The 15,878-nt window shown below is 66.3% G+C and carries 12 protein-coding genes; 3 read left to right on the top strand and 9 right to left on the bottom strand.

Features of this window, described 5'->3' with window-relative positions:
• The first annotated feature begins 343 nt into the window (after nt 1–343).
• Both pvdM and pvdN read left to right on the top strand, forming a co-directional pair.
• Complete coding sequence (gene pvdM / locus ABIB24_RS08115; RefSeq protein ID WP_137164471.1) at nt 344–1,690, top strand: pyoverdine-tailoring dipeptidase-like protein PvdM; 1,347 nt, start codon at nt 344–346, stop codon at nt 1,688–1,690.
• A 17-nt stretch (nt 1,691–1,707) separates the two neighbouring features.
• Nucleotides 1,708–2,994 (top strand): pyoverdine-tailoring periplasmic protein PvdN, encoded by a 1,287-nt coding sequence (pvdN, locus tag ABIB24_RS08110; RefSeq protein WP_354316294.1) that lies wholly within the window; start codon nt 1,708–1,710, stop codon nt 2,992–2,994.
• A 128-nt stretch (nt 2,995–3,122) separates the two neighbouring features.
• Here the strand turns inward: pvdN and ABIB24_RS08105 are convergent, their stop codons facing one another.
• Nucleotides 3,123–4,091 carry an alpha/beta hydrolase gene (locus tag ABIB24_RS08105; RefSeq protein ID WP_354316293.1) on the bottom strand — a complete coding sequence of 323 codons (969 nt, stop codon included), beginning with the start codon at nt 4,089–4,091 and terminating at the stop codon, nt 3,123–3,125.
• 142 nt (nt 4,092–4,233) lie between these two features.
• Here ABIB24_RS08105 and ABIB24_RS08100 point away from each other — a divergent pair, with 142 nt between their 5' ends.
• Nucleotides 4,234–5,355 carry a cupin-like domain-containing protein gene (locus ABIB24_RS08100; RefSeq protein ID WP_137164474.1) on the top strand — a complete coding sequence of 374 codons (1,122 nt, stop codon included), beginning with the start codon at nt 4,234–4,236 and terminating at the stop codon, nt 5,353–5,355.
• A gap of 144 nt (nt 5,356–5,499) precedes the next feature.
• On the opposite strand, the gene ABIB24_RS08095 is transcribed toward ABIB24_RS08100, so the two are convergent.
• The 8 genes from ABIB24_RS08095 to ABIB24_RS08060 all read right to left on the bottom strand — a co-directional run bounded on the left by ABIB24_RS08095 (nt 5,500) and on the right by ABIB24_RS08060 (nt 15,594).
• On the bottom strand, nt 5,500–6,891 hold the full coding sequence (locus ABIB24_RS08095; RefSeq protein WP_137164475.1) for an aspartate aminotransferase family protein: 1,392 nt from the start codon (nt 6,889–6,891) through the stop codon (nt 5,500–5,502).
• A 218-nt stretch (nt 6,892–7,109) separates the two neighbouring features.
• Nucleotides 7,110–8,432, bottom strand: coding sequence for an ATP-binding protein (locus ABIB24_RS08090; RefSeq protein WP_085691602.1), 1,323 nt, complete (start codon nt 8,430–8,432; stop codon nt 7,110–7,112).
• Nucleotides 8,429–9,112: a response regulator gene (locus tag ABIB24_RS08085; protein ID WP_025339994.1), complete on the bottom strand. Its 684-nt coding sequence runs from the start codon at nt 9,110–9,112 to the stop codon at nt 8,429–8,431. The genes ABIB24_RS08090 and ABIB24_RS08085 overlap by 4 nt, the downstream gene beginning before the upstream one ends.
• Before the next feature lie 372 nt (nt 9,113–9,484).
• Nucleotides 9,485–10,048: a nucleotidyltransferase family protein gene (locus ABIB24_RS08080; RefSeq protein ID WP_274120801.1), complete on the bottom strand. Its 564-nt coding sequence runs from the start codon at nt 10,046–10,048 to the stop codon at nt 9,485–9,487.
• Nucleotides 10,045–11,016 (bottom strand): XdhC family protein, encoded by a 972-nt coding sequence (locus tag ABIB24_RS08075; protein WP_085592804.1) that lies wholly within the window; start codon nt 11,014–11,016, stop codon nt 10,045–10,047. The genes ABIB24_RS08080 and ABIB24_RS08075 overlap by 4 nt, the downstream gene beginning before the upstream one ends.
• 3 nt (nt 11,017–11,019) lie before the next feature.
• Nucleotides 11,020–12,231, bottom strand: coding sequence for a cytochrome c (locus tag ABIB24_RS08070; protein WP_137164478.1), 1,212 nt, complete (start codon nt 12,229–12,231; stop codon nt 11,020–11,022).
• Nucleotides 12,232–12,233: 2 nt separating this feature from the next.
• Complete coding sequence (locus ABIB24_RS08065) at nt 12,234–12,770, bottom strand: (2Fe-2S)-binding protein (protein ID WP_025339998.1); 537 nt, start codon at nt 12,768–12,770, stop codon at nt 12,234–12,236.
• Nucleotides 12,763–15,594, bottom strand: coding sequence for a xanthine dehydrogenase family protein molybdopterin-binding subunit (locus ABIB24_RS08060; RefSeq protein ID WP_075045864.1), 2,832 nt, complete (start codon nt 15,592–15,594; stop codon nt 12,763–12,765). Before ABIB24_RS08060 ends, ABIB24_RS08065 begins: the two co-directional genes overlap by 8 nt.
• Nucleotides 15,595–15,878: the final 284 nt, after the last annotated feature.

Genomic DNA, 15,878 nt, shown 5'->3' with positions numbered 1-15,878 from the left:
ATACCTGTGCATTCATTGCGGCCATGGAGCACGGCCCGTCCAAGGCTAGAACGTTGCACGGCAGGCGAAATTTAGCGGCTTGCCACCCCCGCCCCTGAGGGCAACTCGGTCAATGTAGGAGCGGCCTTGTGTCGCGAAAGGGCCGCAAGGCGGCCCCGGCAATTTTGCAGAGGTGCGAAGATCCTGGGGGCGCTGCGCACCCCTATCGCGACACAAGGCCGCTCCTACAGGGCCCTGCGCCAGCGACCTGATAGCGGCTAAATTTCTCGGGTGCGAGCTCGTTCACTGCAGGTAGCGGCGGCCTCTGTGCCCATCCCTCGACGGTGAACCTACTGAGACCAAGATGACGACTCCACGCTGGAAGAAAGCCCTGTTTATCAGCCTGGCCGCGGCGGTTGCCGCTGGCGCCGGGTTTGCCGCCTGGCATTACTTCGCCACACCCGCCGGCTATTCCAGGGAGGTGACCCGCCAGGCCAACGACCTGCAGGAACGCATCATCTCGTTCGACAGCCATGTCACCCTGCCGCTGACCTTCGGCACTGAAGGCAGCGAGGCCGACAAGGATGGCAATGGCCGCTTCGACCTGGCCAAGGCCGCACGCGGGCGTTTGTCTGGCGCGGCCCTGACCATCTTCGCCTGGCCAGAGTCCTGGACCGGTGACGGTGGCCCGCACCGCCCTACCCCAGGCTTCGTCGAAGCCGCCCGCCACACCCAGGAGGTGCGCTACAACGCCATCACCGCCATGGTCCGCGACTTCCCGCAGCAGGTGGGTATTGCCTATACCCCGCAAGACATGCGGCGCCTGCACGGCGAAGGCAAGTTCGCGGTGTTCCTCAGCATGCTCAACGCCTATGCGCTGGGCGATGACGTCGACCAGCTCGACCGCTGGGCCGCGCGCGGCGTGCGCATGTTCGGCTTCAGCTACGTGGGCAACAACAGTTGGGCCGACTCTTCGCGCCCGCTGCCGTTCTTCAATGACACCGCCGATGCCCTGGACGGCCTGTCGCCGGTCGGCAAGCGCGCCGTGCAGCGGCTGAACGACCTGGGCGTGATCATCGATGTGTCGCAAATGTCCAGCAAGGCGCTGGCCCAGGCCGTTGCCCTCAGCCGCGCGCCGGTGGTGGCCTCGCACTCGGCGCCGCGGGCGATGGTCGACATCAAGCGCAACCTCTCCGACAAGGAGCTGCAGCTGATCAAGGACAGCGGCGGCGTGGTCCAGCTGGTGGCCTTCTCCACCTACCTCAAGCCCTTGAGCAGCAAGACCCAGGACAAACTCAACGCCCTGCGCGCCCGCTACGACCTGCCGCCACTGGCCAACCTCGACTACGCACTGATGCCAGGTGACCCGGTGATCGCCGGCTGGCCCGAGCAGAAGGTCGGCCAGTACGCCAACGCGCTGTACGGCATTCTCGAGGAGGAACCGCCAGCCACGCTCAAGGACTATGGCGACGCCATCGACTACACCGTGCGCAAGGTGGGCATCGACCATGTCGGCCTGAGTTCGGACTTCAACGAAGGCGGCGGCATCGACGGTTGGCAGAACGCCAGTGAAGCACGCAACGTCACCGCCGAACTGATCAGCCGCGGCTACTCCGAAGCGGATATCGCCAAGCTCTGGGGCGGCAACTTCCTGCGGGTGTGGGAGCAGGTGCAGCGCGCCGCGCAACCTGTCGCCACCTCATCCCCCTGACCCTTGCGAGCCATTTGATGAACGATCGTCGCACCTTTCTCAAACAGGCCGGCCTGCTTGCGGCCGCCCTGCCCCTCACAGGCCCACTGCTGCCTGCCGCCCAAGCGGCGTCTGCGCAGCCTGCCACCGCCAGCGACTGGGCCGGGTTTCGCAACCTGTTCGAGCTGGACCCGGCCTACGCGCACTTTGCCAACTTCCTGATCACCTCGCACCCACGGCCCGTGCGCGAAGCCATCGAGGCGCTGCGTGCCCGCTTCGACCGCCACCCGGCCCGCATGGTCGACTGGGACAGCCAGTCGGAATGGAAGCACGAAGCCGCCGTGCGTGAATGGGCAGCCCGCTACCTCGAAGTGACGCCCCGGCAAATCGCCCTGACCGGCAGCACCACCGAAGGCCTGGGGCTGATCTATGGCGGGCTGAAGATTGCCCCGGGGCAGGAAATTCTCACCACCGTGCACGAGCATTCGGCCGCCCGCCATACCATGGGCTTTCGCAACAAGCGCGATGGCACACCGGTGCACCGGTTGCGCCTGTTCGACGACCCCGCCAAGGTCAACAGCGACCAGGTACTGGCCACCATCGCGGCGGCCATCGGGCCGAAAACACGGGTACTGGGCATGACCTGGGTGCACTCGGGCAGTGGCGTGAAACTGCCCGTGGGCGAGATCGGCGCGCTGGTGCGCGAGGTCAATCGCCAGCGTGACGAGCAGGACCAGATCATCTACGTGATCGACGGTGTGCATGGCTTCGGCGTCGAAGACATGCGCTTTGCCGATCTCAACTGCGACTACTTCATCGCCGGCACGCACAAGTGGATGTTCGGGCCGCGGGGTACCGGGATCATCTGCGCGGCGTCCACCGAACTGAAGCAGCTGAACCCGAGCATTGCCACGTTTTCCGAGAACGAGGACTTTGCCACGGTGATGACACCCGGGGGTTACCACGCATTCGAGCACCGCTGGGCATTGGGCAAGGCGTTCGAGCTGCACCTGCAATTGGGCAAGGCGGCGGTGCAGGCGCGGATTCATGGGCTTAATGGCTATCTCAGGCAGCGGCTTGAGGCGCTGCCGGGGGTCGAGCTGGTGACACCGCGCAGCACGCAGTATTCGGCGGGGTTCACCTTCTTCCGGGTCGCGGGGCAGGATGCTGATGAGGTGGCCCGGTATCTCAACAGCCAGCGCATCGTGGTCGATGCGGTTTCGCGGGATGTCGGGCCGGTGGTGCGGACGGCGCCTGGGCTGTTGAATACCGAGGCGGAGATCGAGCGATTGGTCGATGTGTTGAAGAAGCACCTTCGCGGGTGAGGCCCTGGGGCCGCTGTGCGGCCCATCGCGACACAAGGCCGCTCCCACATGGTTCGGTGGGCGCAGTGCTTTTGTGGGAGCGGCCTTGTGTCGCGAAAGGGGCGCAACGCGCCCCCGGCGAGCTCAAGTCAGGACTGGCCGCCGACCCGCTTCAACCACTCCCCGACATCCCGGTAAATCCCCTCCACCTGCCCCACGATCCCCGACATGCGCAAGAAGTCATGGGTCAACCCCTCCACCCGGGCAAAGGTCACCGCCGTCCCACCCGCCTCCAGCCAGTCACGATAGGCCATGCCCTCATCATGCAACGGGTCATACTCGGCCACGAACAGGCAAGCCGGCGCCAATGGCTCGCGCAGCGTCGACAGCAACGGCGATACCCGCCAGTCCAGGCGCTGCTCGCGCTGCGGCGCATAGTGCCGGTAGAACCACTCCAGGGTAGGCGTCTCCAGCAGGTAACCCTCGGCATGCTGGCGATGGGACTCACGCCAGCAGGAGATATCGGTCACCGGGTAGAACAGCAACTGTGCCAACGGCTTGAACGCCAGCGCCTCGGGCTGCTCCACCGCCGTAATGGCCAGCACCGCCGCCAGGCTGGCGCCCACACTGTCCCCTGCCAGCACCACCCGGCGGTTGTCCAGGCCCAGCGACGCCGCCTGCTCAGCCAGCCAGTTGGCGGCGTCCAGCACATCGTGCAGGGCTTTCGGGAACTGCTGCTCCGGTGCCAGCCGGTAGTCCGCCGCCAGCACCGCGAACTCGCCCAGGGCCGCCAGGCGACGGCACACCGAGTCATGCGAATCGAGGCTGCCGACCACATAGCCGCCGCCATGCAGGTACAGGATCACTGGCTGCAAGGCAGCACCAGCATCGCCCTGGCGGTACAGGCGAGCAGCCAGGCGGGCACCGTCGCGCGCGGTAATCTGCAACTCGCTGGCCGTGACGTTGCCGGGCGGGCTCGGGTCGAGTACCTGCGAGCTGCCTTCGAACTCGGCACGGGCCTGGGCCACGTCCATCGCGTGCATGGGCAGGCTCCTGCCCGTCAGCCGGCCAAATTCGACCAGTTCCAGAAATGCCGCCAGATCAGGGTGCAGTGCCATGTGGGTTCCTTGGGTGAACAATGTGACTCGAGCCTCCCTACGGGACGTAGCAGCACACCGAAAAATTACCCGCCCACACGGCTAAATCGTTGGTGCAGGCACTCGTTATCCCAGCACAACGAAAGACCGCCAGAGGCATACCGTGGACCTTCAGAGCATCCTCAGCAAACTGTTCGCCAACGCCCATGCCGTCGGCATCGAAGGCGTTTTCCAGTTCGTCTTCGGCCAGGACCGGGCCTTCTGGTCGGAGGTGCGTGACAGCAGCCGCACCGGTGCCGGCCGGCACAGCGCCCCGGACGTCACCATCGAGGTGGCCGAGCGTGACTTCCTCGGCATCATGGGCGGCACCGCCAACGTTGAAGAACTGTTCGCCAGCGCCCGCCTGAAGATCAGCGGCAACATGGGCCTGGCCACCCTGCTGCCGCAGATCATCAGCAACGCCCGGCGCGGCGCACCGGCGACCAAGGTGTCGATGAACCAACGCTACCCGACACCGGCACGCCTCAGCGAACGGGTGTCGGCCGCGCAACCGGTGCTGCGCGAGGTGGCACGCATTGCCCGCGCCGACATGTCGCTGGCGCGCTTCCAGGGCGAATACCTGGCGCACGGGACGCCGGTGGTCATCAGCGATGCCCTGCAGGACTGGCCGCTGTTCACCATGGGCCGCGAAGCTTCGCTGGAGCATTTCGCCGAACTGCAGGGCATCACCCGGCACGGCGACTACGTGAAGAAGACCTTCTCCACCGACCGCGACTTCCGTTCCACTTCCATGGCCGACTTCATCGCCTCGCTGGACACCCCTGCCAAACCCGGCGAAACCCCGGCCTACATGGGCAACAACATCGTGCCGGAAAAGCTGTTGACGCTGATTCGCTACCCGCAGTACTTCGCCCGCGAGAAGTTCATTGCGCCGCGCATCTGGATCGGCCCCAAGGGCACACTGACGCCACTGCACCGCGACGACACCGACAACCTGTTCGCACAGGTATGGGGGCAGAAGTCGTTCATCCTTGCCGCGCCGCACCATCGCCCGGCCCTGGGTACCTGGTCGACCAGCCCCAAGGGCGGCCTGGACGGCTGCGACTTCAACCCCGACGCCCCGGATTACCAGCGCTTCCCGGCGGCGCGCGAGGTGCCGTTCCTGCGCGTGGTGCTGCAGGCCGGTGACCTGTTGTTCCTGCCCGAAGGGTGGTTCCACCAGGTGGAGTCTGTGACCACCTCGCTGTCGGTGAACTTCTGGGTGAATTCCGGGCGCGGCTGGTAGCCGGGATTACCAGGGGGGGGCGCTTTGCGCCCCTATCGCCGGCAAGCCAGCTCCCACAGGGACTGCGCCGACCGGAAGGCTTGCGCTGTACCTGTGGGAGCCGGCTTGCCGGCGATAGGGCCGCGCAGCGGCCCCGGCAATCGATCAGACCGCCGCGATCAACGCCTCGGCAAAGCGCTGCGCGACCTCATCGATCTGCTCGCCACTGATGATCAACGGCGGCAGGAAGCGCACCACCGCCCCATGCCGCCCACCGAGTTCCAGAATCAGCCCGCGCCTGAGGCACTCACGCTGCACCTTCGCCGCCAATTCACGGTTGGCCGCCGGATGCCCAAGCGCATCCCGCTGGCCTTGCGGATCCACCAGCTCCACCCCAAGCATCAGGCCACGCCCGCGAATATCACCCAACTGCGGATAATCCCGCTGCAACTGCTGCAGGTGCTGGCGCAGGCGCTGGCCCATGGCCTCGGCATGCTCTGCCAGGCGATGCTCGACCAGGTAATCGATCACCGCCGAACCCGCCGCCATGGCCATCTGGTTACCACGGAAAGTGCCGGCGTGGGCGCCCGGTTTCCAGGTGTCCAGCCAGTCGCGGTACACCACCACCGCCAGCGGCAGGCTGCCGCCAATGGCCTTGGACAGGGTGACCACGTCCGGGATGATGCCGGCATGCTCGAAGGCGAACATGCGCCCGGTACGGGCGAAACCGCTCTGGATCTCATCGACGATCAACGCCACGCCGGCCTGCTCGGTGATACGGCGTACCCCCTTGAGCCACTCGATATCGGCCGGAATCACCCCGCCCTCGCCCTGCACCACCTCGAGGATCACCGCCGCCGGCAGCGGCACGCCGCTTTCCGGGTCGAGCAGCAGGGTTTCCAGGTAATGCAGGTTGGCCCTGACCCCGGCTTCGCCGCCCAAACCGAACGGGCAACGGTAGTCGTAGGGGTACGGCATGAACTGCACACCGTTGCCGAGCAAGGCACCCAGCGGCTGCTTCGGGCCATGGCTGCCCATCAGGCTCAGCGCACCCTGGCTCATGCCATGGTAGGCGCCATGGAAGGCAAGGACGGTGCTGCGGCCGGTGGCGCTGCGCACCAGTTTCAGCGCTGCTTCCACTGCATCGGTACCGGTCGGGCCGCAGAACTGGACCTTGGCCTCACGGCGCAACGCCTCGGGCAGCACACCGAACAGGTCCTGGACGAAGCGGTCCTTGACCGGCGTGGTCAGGTCCAGGGTGTGCAACGGCAGCTCATCGGCCAGTACCCGCTGGATCGCCTCGACCACCACCGGGTGGTTGTGGCCCAGCGCCAGGGTGCCGGCGCCGGCCAGGCAGTCGATGAACTGGCGGCCTTCGACATCCTCCACATGGATACCACGGGCGCGCTTGAGCGCCAGCGGGATGCGCCGCGGGTAGCTGCGGGCGTTGGACTCCTGTTGTTGCTGGCGTTGCAGCAAGGGGGAATCGGTGAACTCGTACAAGGCACGCGGCGCGCTGGCCGGCGGGACCTGGGCAAGGCAGGAAGCGGTGGACATGGGTCAATCCTCGCAAGCAAGCGAAAGTGCGGGTGTTCGTCGCTTGGAGAACGCTTGAGTGCGGGGAGGATTTAGCGGTTGTTACTGTATTTTACTCTGCCTGTGCCGGCCCTTTCGCGGGCTTGCCCGCTCCCACAGGGATCGCATGCATCTCAGACCCTGTGCAGTACCTGTGGGAGCGGGCAAGCCCGCGAAAGGGCCGGCACAGACAGCGAAGATCAGCTGGCCGAGCGCGCCGGCACTTGCAACAACACCCGCAACCCATCACTGCGGCTGTCGAACTTCAGGCTACCGGCACAACGCTGCACGATCGCCTGCACGATCGCCAGCCCCAGCCCGCATCCACCACTCTGCCCGTTACGCCAGAAGCGCTCGGTCAGGTGTTCCAGGTCCGCCTCGGCAATCCCCGGCCCATGGTCCCGCACCATGAAGCCCACCTGGCCGTCAGCCATCTGCACCTCAAGCTCCACCGCCTCGTCGCCGCCATGGCGCAAGGCGTTGTCCAGCAGGTTGCGCAGCGCTGCCACCGCCAACGGCGCAGGCATGCCCAGGTAGATCTGCGTAGCGGCTTCAGGCAAGCGCAGCACGATGCGCCGGTTGTCACCGCCGCCGGCATCCTGCACCGCCTGCCGGGCCACCTGCTCGGCGCTGCACTGCACGCCATCCTCGAACGACAGGCTGCCCTCCACCCGCGCCAGCATCAACAACTGCTCCAGCGTGCGGTGCATGCGGTCGGCGCCCTGCTCGGCATGTTCCAGCGCCTGCTCACGCACGGCGCCATCGGTCATCCGCGCTACCTGCAGGTGGGTCTTGATCGCCGTCAGCGGGCTGCGCAGTTCATGCGCGGCATCGTCGGTCAGGCGCCGCTCACGCTCGATGGTCTGGGCAATACGCAGGAACAGCTGGTTCTGGGTTTCCAGCAACGGTTGCAGTTCGCTGGGCATGCCCGCCACCTGCAGCGGCTCGACGCTGTCCGCGCGCCGGCGGCGCAGGGCATCGCGCATGCGGTTGAGCGGCTCCAGGCCCTTGCCCAGGCCGATCCACAACAACCCCAGGCTGCCAAGCAGGGCCATCAGCACCGGCGCCGAGGCTGCCAGCAGGATCGACTGGTTCAGCGCCTCGCGCTCCATGTGCCGGTCGGCGGTGGTGATACGCACATCGCCATGGTTGTAGGTGAAGGTGCGCCACAGCGCGTCGTCGATGGTCTGGTCACGGAAACCGCTGCGTTCATCGTCCATGACGCCATCGTGCTTGTGGTTGCTGGCGAGAATCTCGCCACGCAGCGAGCTGACCTGGCAGGCCATGCCGTCCGGCACGCTGAACTGGTCGGCGGAAAAGTGCGCCTCCCCGCCCTTGGCGGTCAGCGGCTGCGGCAGCTGGTCGATCAGCCCGGCAACCATGCGCGCCGAAGCCACCAGGCGCTGGTCGAGGGAGAACATCATCTGCTGGCGCAGGTCGCGCAGCATCCACGCGGCGGCCAGCGCCCAGATGATCACGAAGGCGCTGCCCAGGATCAGGCTCAGGCGTACCCGCAGGCTCATGATGCGGCCTCCTCCGGCGCCTGCGCCGGGCCAAGGCGGTAGCCCAGGCCGCGCACGGTCTCGACGATGCCGTTGCCCAGCTTGCGCCGCAGATGGTGGATATGCACGTTCAGGGCATTGCTCTCGACTTCGTCGCTGAAGCCGTACACGCAGTCTTTGAGCTGCTCGCCGGACAGCACCCGCCCGGGGTTCTGCAGCAGCGCCTGGAGCAATGCCTGTTCACGCCGGGACAGGTCGACCGGCTGGCCGGCCAGGGTTGCCTCGCAGCTGCTCGGGTCGTAGCGCAGCGGGCCGTGTTCGATCACATTGACCGCCCGCCCGGCCACCCGTCGCAGCAGGGTGTGCAGGCGAGCAGCCAGCTCGCGCAGGTCGAACGGCTTGAGCAGGTAATCGTCGGCGCCGGCCTGCAGGCCATCGACCCGGTCGGTGACCGCATCACGGGCAGTGAGCACCAGCACTGGCAGCGTCTCGCCTTTCTCGCGCAGGCGGCGCAACAGCTTCAGGCCGTCTTCGTCGGGCAGGCCAAGGTCGAGGATCATCACGTCGAACTGCGCGGCCTGCAGCATCGCCCGTGCATCGGCGGCGTTGCCCACACGGTCCACGGTCAGGCCCTGGGCGGTAAGGCCGGCGCAGATGCCGGCGGCGATCAGGTCGTCGTCCTCACAGAGCAGAACGTGCATGGCGGGGCTCCCGGAATGGTGTGGCTGGCATTGCACCTTGGGCAGATTAAGGGGGGATTATGGACCTTTTGTGGGGTGGAGGGGTGTTCACCTTGCCCCTTGCAGCGCCTGTGAGATCGAGCGCCGCCCGCGCGGCGCTTCGCAGCACAAGGCTGCTCCTACATCTGTTTCGGGCCAATTATTCCTGCACCCATGGCGCGCGGCCCCTTGGGGTCCACCTCGATATCATGTCGGACAAACAAGGCGGTCGCGTGCACTGGCACAGGCGTTACTGGCCCGAAACAGATGTAGGAGCAGCCTTGTGCTGCGAAGCGCCGCGCGGGCGGCGCTCGATCTGATAGGCGCTGAAGATGTTGTGGCGAACACCAGTGCCTAAAGCAACCCCTGCGGCGTATCTACATCCAGCAACACCCCAGCATCCTCCACTTCAACCACCACGCAACGATCCCGATGCGCTTGCACCACCGACCGGGCCCCTTCATCCCCGGCAAGCTCCCCCAGCGCCGGCCAGAAGTCGCGGCCGAAGACCACCGGGTGCCCCTGCTGCCCCGCATGGCGCGGCAACACGATGGTCGAGGCGGTGGCCGCCTCGGCCAACCGACGCAAGGTTACCGATTCGATCCAAGGCATATCACCCAGCAAGATCGCCACCGCCTGCGCCTGGCTGTCACCCAACGACCTGGCGCCGGCAGCCAGGCTATGCCCCATTCCCGACGCCGCATCCGGGCTGGCGACAACCCGGCAATCGGCAGGCAAGGCAAAATCCTCGCTCCACTCGCCCGCGCGCAACACCACGCGCACATCATCGAACACCGCTTGGGCCCGTTCCACACTATGCGCCAGCAGGCTGCGACCATCAGCCAAGGTCGCCCGGCGCTTGTCTGAACCGAAACGCGTGCCGCGGCCTGCCGCCAGCACCAGCGCAACCACGCTCACAGCGCGCCCCGCTCGATGCCGTTGCGCACCCGCAGAATGTCGGCCAGCACCGCCAAAGCGATCTCGGCCGGGGTCTTGCTGCCCAGGTTGAGGCCGATCGGGGCGTGGATGCGGCCCAGTTCGACCTCGCCCAGGCCACCGATCCGCCGCAGGCGTTCGCGGCGCTTGTCGGAGGTCACCCGGGAGCCCATCACACCGATATAGAACGCCTCGGTGCGCACCGCTTCGAGCATCGCCAGGTCATCGATCTTCGGGTCGTGGGTCAGCGCGACCACGGCTGTGTCGGCATGGCAACCGCCATGGGCGATGAACTCTGATGGCAGCTCGCGACGCACTTCGATGCCATCCAGCCGCACGCCGTCGAGCACTTCGTCACGCGGCTCGCAGAGGATGACCTCGAAGCCCATGCCCTTGCCGAATTCGGCACAGAAATGCGCGACGCTGGAGTACCCGGCCAGCAGAAGACGCTGGGCGGCCCCCACACGCAAGCGTACACAGGCACTTTCACGTTGCACACGCGGCCCCTGGCTGTGGTCATCGGCAAGCAGGCGCCTGCCCTCGGGCAGGCTCACTTCACGCAGCACGCGGCGCTGGCCCTGCAATGCGCTTTCCAGCTCACGCAGGTGCGCCTGTACCTCGCATTCGGCCGGTAGGTTCTCCACCAGCACTTCCAGCACGCCGCCACAGGGCAGGCGGATGCTCGAACGCGAGTCGCTGCCATCGCCATAACGCACGATGGCCACCGGCTCGGGAAACTCCCCCCGGCCCACGCGTTCGAGGAAGTCGTCTTCGACGCAGCCACCGGACAGCGAACCCAGCCACTGCCCGCTGGCGTTCACCGCCAGCAGCGACCCCGGCGCACGGGGCGCCGAGCCATAGGTGGCGAGCACCGTGCACAACCACACCCGCTGGCCGCCGCACGACCACTGCAACGCCTGGCGGACCACCTGTAGATCGAGATGCTGCACCCTTTACTCCGCCTTCAGCTCGGCGAGCTGCTGTACGCTCAGGTCACCGGGCAATCCACCCCAGGCCTGGCGCAGGTAGTTGACCATATCCGCCACCTGCTGGTCATCGAGCTTGTCGGCAAAGCCCGGCATCGGCTGCATGCGCTCGAAGCCGGTGAACTGCTGCTCACGGATGCCTTCGAGGACCACCTTGACCAGGTTGCGCGAGTCGGCCTGGCGCAGCACCGTGTTGCCGCGCATGGCCACGGCGATGTGCGGCTTGCCCTCGCCGTCCACCCCATGGCAGCCGGCGCAGACATTCAGGTATTGCTGGCGGCCGCGCTTGGCGCTGTCGCTCATCTGCTCCAGTGCCACCGCCTGGATGGCCTTGGCCGGCGGTGGCTGGTCGCCCAGCAGGTAGGTGGCCATGGCCGCCAGGTCGGCATCCTCCAGGTGCTGGGTGCTGTGGTGCACCACCGGGAACATTTCGTTGAACATGCTGCCCTGGGCGCTGATGCCGTGCTTGAGGAAGGTGGTCAGGTCCGGCTGGGTCCAGCCGCGCTCGGCGAGGTCCTGGGCCAGCAGGCTCGGGGCCAGGTAGCCACCCAGCAGGCCGCCGCTCAGGCGCTGGTCCTGCTGCAACGCACCGATCGGGTTGCGCGGGGTATGGCACTCGCCGCAATGGCCCATGACTTCGACCATGTACTGCCCACGCTGCCAGGCCGGGCTTTTGCCCTCGGTCGGCTGCAACTGCACACTTTTACCGTACAGCATGTTCCAGCCGCTCAGCCCCTGGCGCACGTTGAACGGAAAGCGCAACGCAGTCTGCGGTGCCGGGCGGTTGATTGGCGGCACGGTCATCAGGTAGGCGAGGATCGCGTCCGAATCTTCGCGCTTGATCAGGTGGTACGAGGTGTACGGCATCGCCGGGTAGAGGTTGGCGCCGTCCTTGCGCTTGCCCTCGGTTACCGCGGCGAAGAATTCGTCGGCGCTGTAGTTGCCGATGCCGTACTGCTTGTCCGGGGTGATGTTGCTGCCGTAAATGGTGCCGAACGGCGAATGGATCGGCAGGCCGCCGGCGTACGGCGCGCCGCCTTCGGCGGTGTGGCAGGCCATGCAGTCGGCCGCGCGGGCCAGGTATTCACCGCGCTTGACCTGCGCCTGGTCGGCTGCCTGGGCAAGCGAGGTAATGGCAAGGCCGAGAGCCAGCGCCAGTGCGCTACGAACAAGACCCATGCTCAACCCTCCTTGACCAGGCCGAGGTCGTTGAGCACCGTGCGGGTGGCGTCGTAGTAACGCACGTAGCCGGTGCAACGGCAGATGTGGTGGCCCAGGCTCGCCTCGATGCGGTCTTCCACCTCGCTCTTCTTCAACGGCTGGCGCTGGGCGGTTTCCACCAGCACCGTGGCGGCATTGACGAAGCCCGGCGCGCAGTAGCTGCACTGGAAGGCGAACAGGTCGACGAACTTCTGCTGGATCGGGTTCAGCGTGAGGTTGCCAGCCTCGTCCTGTCTGGCATGGCCCTCGATGGTGCGGACCTTCTTGCCCTCGAAGTAATGCGCGCCGGTAATACAGGTGCGCACCTCCTCGCTGGTGCCGTCGGGGTTGTCGACGATCACCACGCAGGCGTGGCAGATGCCCTGGCCGCAGCCCAGGCGCGAGCCGGTGAGGTTCTGGTGTTCGTGCAGGTAGTCGATCATCGCCAGGTCGTCGGGGACCTCGACCGGGCCGACCGGTTGACCATTGAGGGTCAGTTGCAGTGGACGGTTAGCCATTGAGGGCCTCCTTGATACGGGCTGGGGTGATGGGGAGATCGCGAACGCGCTTGCCGATGGCATGCGCGACGGCATTGCCGATGGCACCGACGACCGGGATCATCACCACTTCGGCGATGCCCTTGGACGGGTCGGTCGGTGACAGCGGCGGGAGGATTTCGCTGGTCTGCTGCCACACCGCCACGTCGCGCGCGTGCGGCAGGCGGTAGCGGTTGAAGTTCCAGTCGCCCTCCCCGGGCCCGCCCTCGTACAACGGCATTTCTTCGGTCAAGGCATGGCCGATGCCCATGGCGATACCGCCTTCGAGCTGGCCCTTGACCAGTTCCGGCACCAGCACCCGGCCGCACTCGACCCAGCTGTGGTGGTTGAGCACCTGCACTTCGTGAGTGCCCTTGTTCACCTTGACTTCGACAATGGTTGCCACCGGGCTGTAATAGGTGACCATGGCGTTGTTCAGCTGGGTGTCGGGGTAGGCGGCGTTCTGCCGGTCGAGCAGGTGGTAGCCGTGGCTGCTCATCTGCGCCTTCTTGGCGTTCACCGCGCCATCGCCGTACTTCACCGCCACCGCGTCGAGCGGGAAGCGTTCGCGCACGCCGTCGATCACGAAGTCGGCCTCGGCCCAGCTCCAGCGGTTGAAACCGTGCACGCTGACGCCAGTGACCAGGCCCATGTCATGGGCCTTTTGTGCCAGCTGGGCGAACGGGATCGGTGACAGGCCGTTGCCGGTCAGCTCGCCGTTGACCCATACCGCATTCTCGCGGCGCACCACCAGCGGGTTGGCCTGGCCGCCGTACGGGCCCTGGCGCCAGATGGCCATGGCCGCCGGCCACAGACCGTGGTTGAACAGCACGCGTGCCGCTTCGCGGGTGGCATGGCTGAAGTAGAAGGCCGAGTTGGTCGCCGACGACGGCGAAGCAAGCTTGCCGACCCAGCGCGGGTTGCGCAGCGCGGCGTCCTGCTCGGGCTGGCTGATCAGGTACGGGTTGCCGCTGGTGGTCAGCTGCAGTTCCGGCCATTCGGTGACCGCGGTCTTCACCTCGTCGGCCGAGCGGCCAAGGAAATCGCTGACCACCAGGGCCTGGGAGGTGGACATGCCGGTACCCAGCTCGGTGCCGATGTGGCGCAGGCTGATGCGCCCGTCGCGGCTGAATTCGATGCTGGCCATGGGGGCTTCGGAGCCGGTGCCGAAGTCTTTCTGGCAGATGGCAAAGCCCACGCCATACCAGTGGTCCGGGTCCTTGGCGTCCATTTGCTGCTTGCGCGCGTCGCGGTTGCGCCACCAGTCGTGCACGGCAGCCTTGTCGAGAATCTCGTACAGGCGCAGGGCGCCGGCCGGGACCGCGCCCTGGGTGTTCTTCATGCCCGACTTCAGCGCGTTGGCGCGGCGCAGGTCGATGGCATCGACGCCCAGGCGCCCGGCGATCTCATCCACCATCATTTCGGTGGCGGCCATGGTCTGCAGCGTGCCGTAGCCGCGCATGGAGCCGGCCTCGACGCCACGGGAATGATAGGCAGTGACCGACAGGTCGTTCTGCGGCATGTAGTAGATCGACTGCGCCGCCGTGGCACCCACCGCTGCCACCGACGGGCTGTAGTTGATACGCCCGCCGCCGTCGCAGCTCATGTCGGCGCGGAAGATCTTGAAGCTGTTGTCCTTCTTGTCCACCGCCAACTGGTAGCGGATATCGAAGGCATGGCGCTTGATGCCGCTCTGGAACTGCTCGTAGCGGTCGTTGGCCAGGCGGATCGGCACACCGGCGCCATACAGCGCGGCCACGGCGGCGTAGAAGACGAAGATGTTGTTGTCTTTCGAGCCGTAGCCCACGGTATAGCCCGGGTGCATGTTCAGCGTGTTCAGGGCGAAGCGCGACGGCTTGATCATGTGCACGCATTCCTGCGCCACTTCGAACGGGCACTGGGTCGCGACCACGAAGTGCAGCGTGCCGCTGGCCGGGTCGTACCAGCCGTTGCCGTTGTCCGGCTCCAGGGCGGCCGGCTCGATGGACGGCGTCTTGTAGCGCTCGTCGAACACCAGCCAGTCCTCGGGTGGGTTATCCAGCTGCTCGGCCATGCGCTTGGCGTAGAACAGGCCCTGCTCGGTCAGGTCGCCATGCTGGTTGGGCTGCTTCGACCACACCGGCTTGCGGTTGAGGATGGTGGGGAACAGCATGGAATTCTTCAGGCTGGAAAATTCATCGTCGTCGAACGGCGTGGCACCGCCCACGCGCACGAAGCGGAAGCTGCCGTAGGGGTCGCGCTGGTACAGCGGCGCCTGGGCGCCATAGCGGATCGCCTGGTCGTTGAACTGCAGCTTGCGCTTGGCCTGACGGAAGCGCTCGAAGTCGTGCCAGATCAGGATCGCCACCGGGTGGCCGATGAACATCGGCACCTTGCCGGGCGGCAGCAGCGGGTCGGGCGAGTGGGCCTCGGGCCAGGCGATGCCGTCCTTTTCCAGGTCGGCAGCGGTGACGATGCGGTCCGGCTGCAGGTCGGCGCCAAGCAGGCTGAGGTCATGGCCGGCATAGATACGGTCGGCCTTGGTCGCCTTGAGCAGCAGCGCATGCCCCTGCTGCGCGGGCCAGCCGGGCATGTCCTTGGCACGGATGTCGCGGGCGAACACCTTGTCGCCGCACACCTTGGACAAGGCGTCATTACGGAAACGCGCCTTGCCGTCATGGTTCATCCACTTCTGCGGCGAGGTGGTGACGCGTTCCTCCATCAGCGCGGCGAATGCCTGGCTGCCGAGCGGCGCCATGGTCACGCCGACACCAGCGATCAGGCCGCCTTGCAGGAAGGCGCGCCGGGAAATATCACGGTTGGACATGCTTGATCCTCTGGGCAGCAGGGGGACTGCCCTTTTTTTGATTCTGGTACTAGCCTGAAAAGCTGACCTGTACGTCAACTTTACAGCAATTGTGTTGGCGCAGGCAAAGTCAAGTCGACAATATGTCGCGACATGTCTGGGATCTGGGGCGGAATTTGCTCTGGGGCTGGTAGGTGGTTGTCTTAGGATCTTCGGCGCCTGGGAGATCGAGCGCCGCCCGCGCGGCGCTTCGCAGCACAAGGCTGCTCCTACATCTGTTTCGGGCCAATTATTCCTATGAGGTC

Source organism: Pseudomonas sp. UYEF17 (assembly GCF_040546125.1).
Lineage (GTDB): Bacteria > Pseudomonadota > Gammaproteobacteria > Pseudomonadales > Pseudomonadaceae > Aquipseudomonas > Aquipseudomonas putida_Z.
The sequence above is the reverse complement of the archived record's forward strand: the minus strand, read 5'-3'. Positions and strand labels throughout refer to the sequence as shown.

Bases quoted from the DNA above. Each gene is read 5' to 3' on its own strand.
- pvdM (WP_137164471.1), top strand. From the start codon at position 344: ATGACGACTCCACGCTGGAAGAAAGCCCTGTTTATCAGCCTGGCCGCG.
- pvdN (WP_354316294.1), top strand. From the start codon at position 1,708: ATGAACGATCGTCGCACCTTTCTCAAACAGGCCGGCCTGCTTGCGGCC.
- ABIB24_RS08105 (WP_354316293.1), bottom strand. From the start codon at position 4,091: ATGGCACTGCACCCTGATCTGGCGGCATTTCTGGAACTGGTCGAATTT.
- ABIB24_RS08095 (WP_137164475.1), bottom strand. From the start codon at position 6,891: ATGTCCACCGCTTCCTGCCTTGCCCAGGTCCCGCCGGCCAGCGCGCCG.
- ABIB24_RS08090 (WP_085691602.1), bottom strand. From the start codon at position 8,432: ATGAGCCTGCGGGTACGCCTGAGCCTGATCCTGGGCAGCGCCTTCGTG.
- ABIB24_RS08085 (WP_025339994.1), bottom strand. From the start codon at position 9,112: ATGCACGTTCTGCTCTGTGAGGACGACGACCTGATCGCCGCCGGCATC.
- ABIB24_RS08070 (WP_137164478.1), bottom strand. From the start codon at position 12,231: ATGGGTCTTGTTCGTAGCGCACTGGCGCTGGCTCTCGGCCTTGCCATT.
- ABIB24_RS08065 (WP_025339998.1), bottom strand. From the start codon at position 12,770: ATGGCTAACCGTCCACTGCAACTGACCCTCAATGGTCAACCGGTCGGC.
- ABIB24_RS08060 (WP_075045864.1), bottom strand. From the start codon at position 15,594: ATGTCCAACCGTGATATTTCCCGGCGCGCCTTCCTGCAAGGCGGCCTG.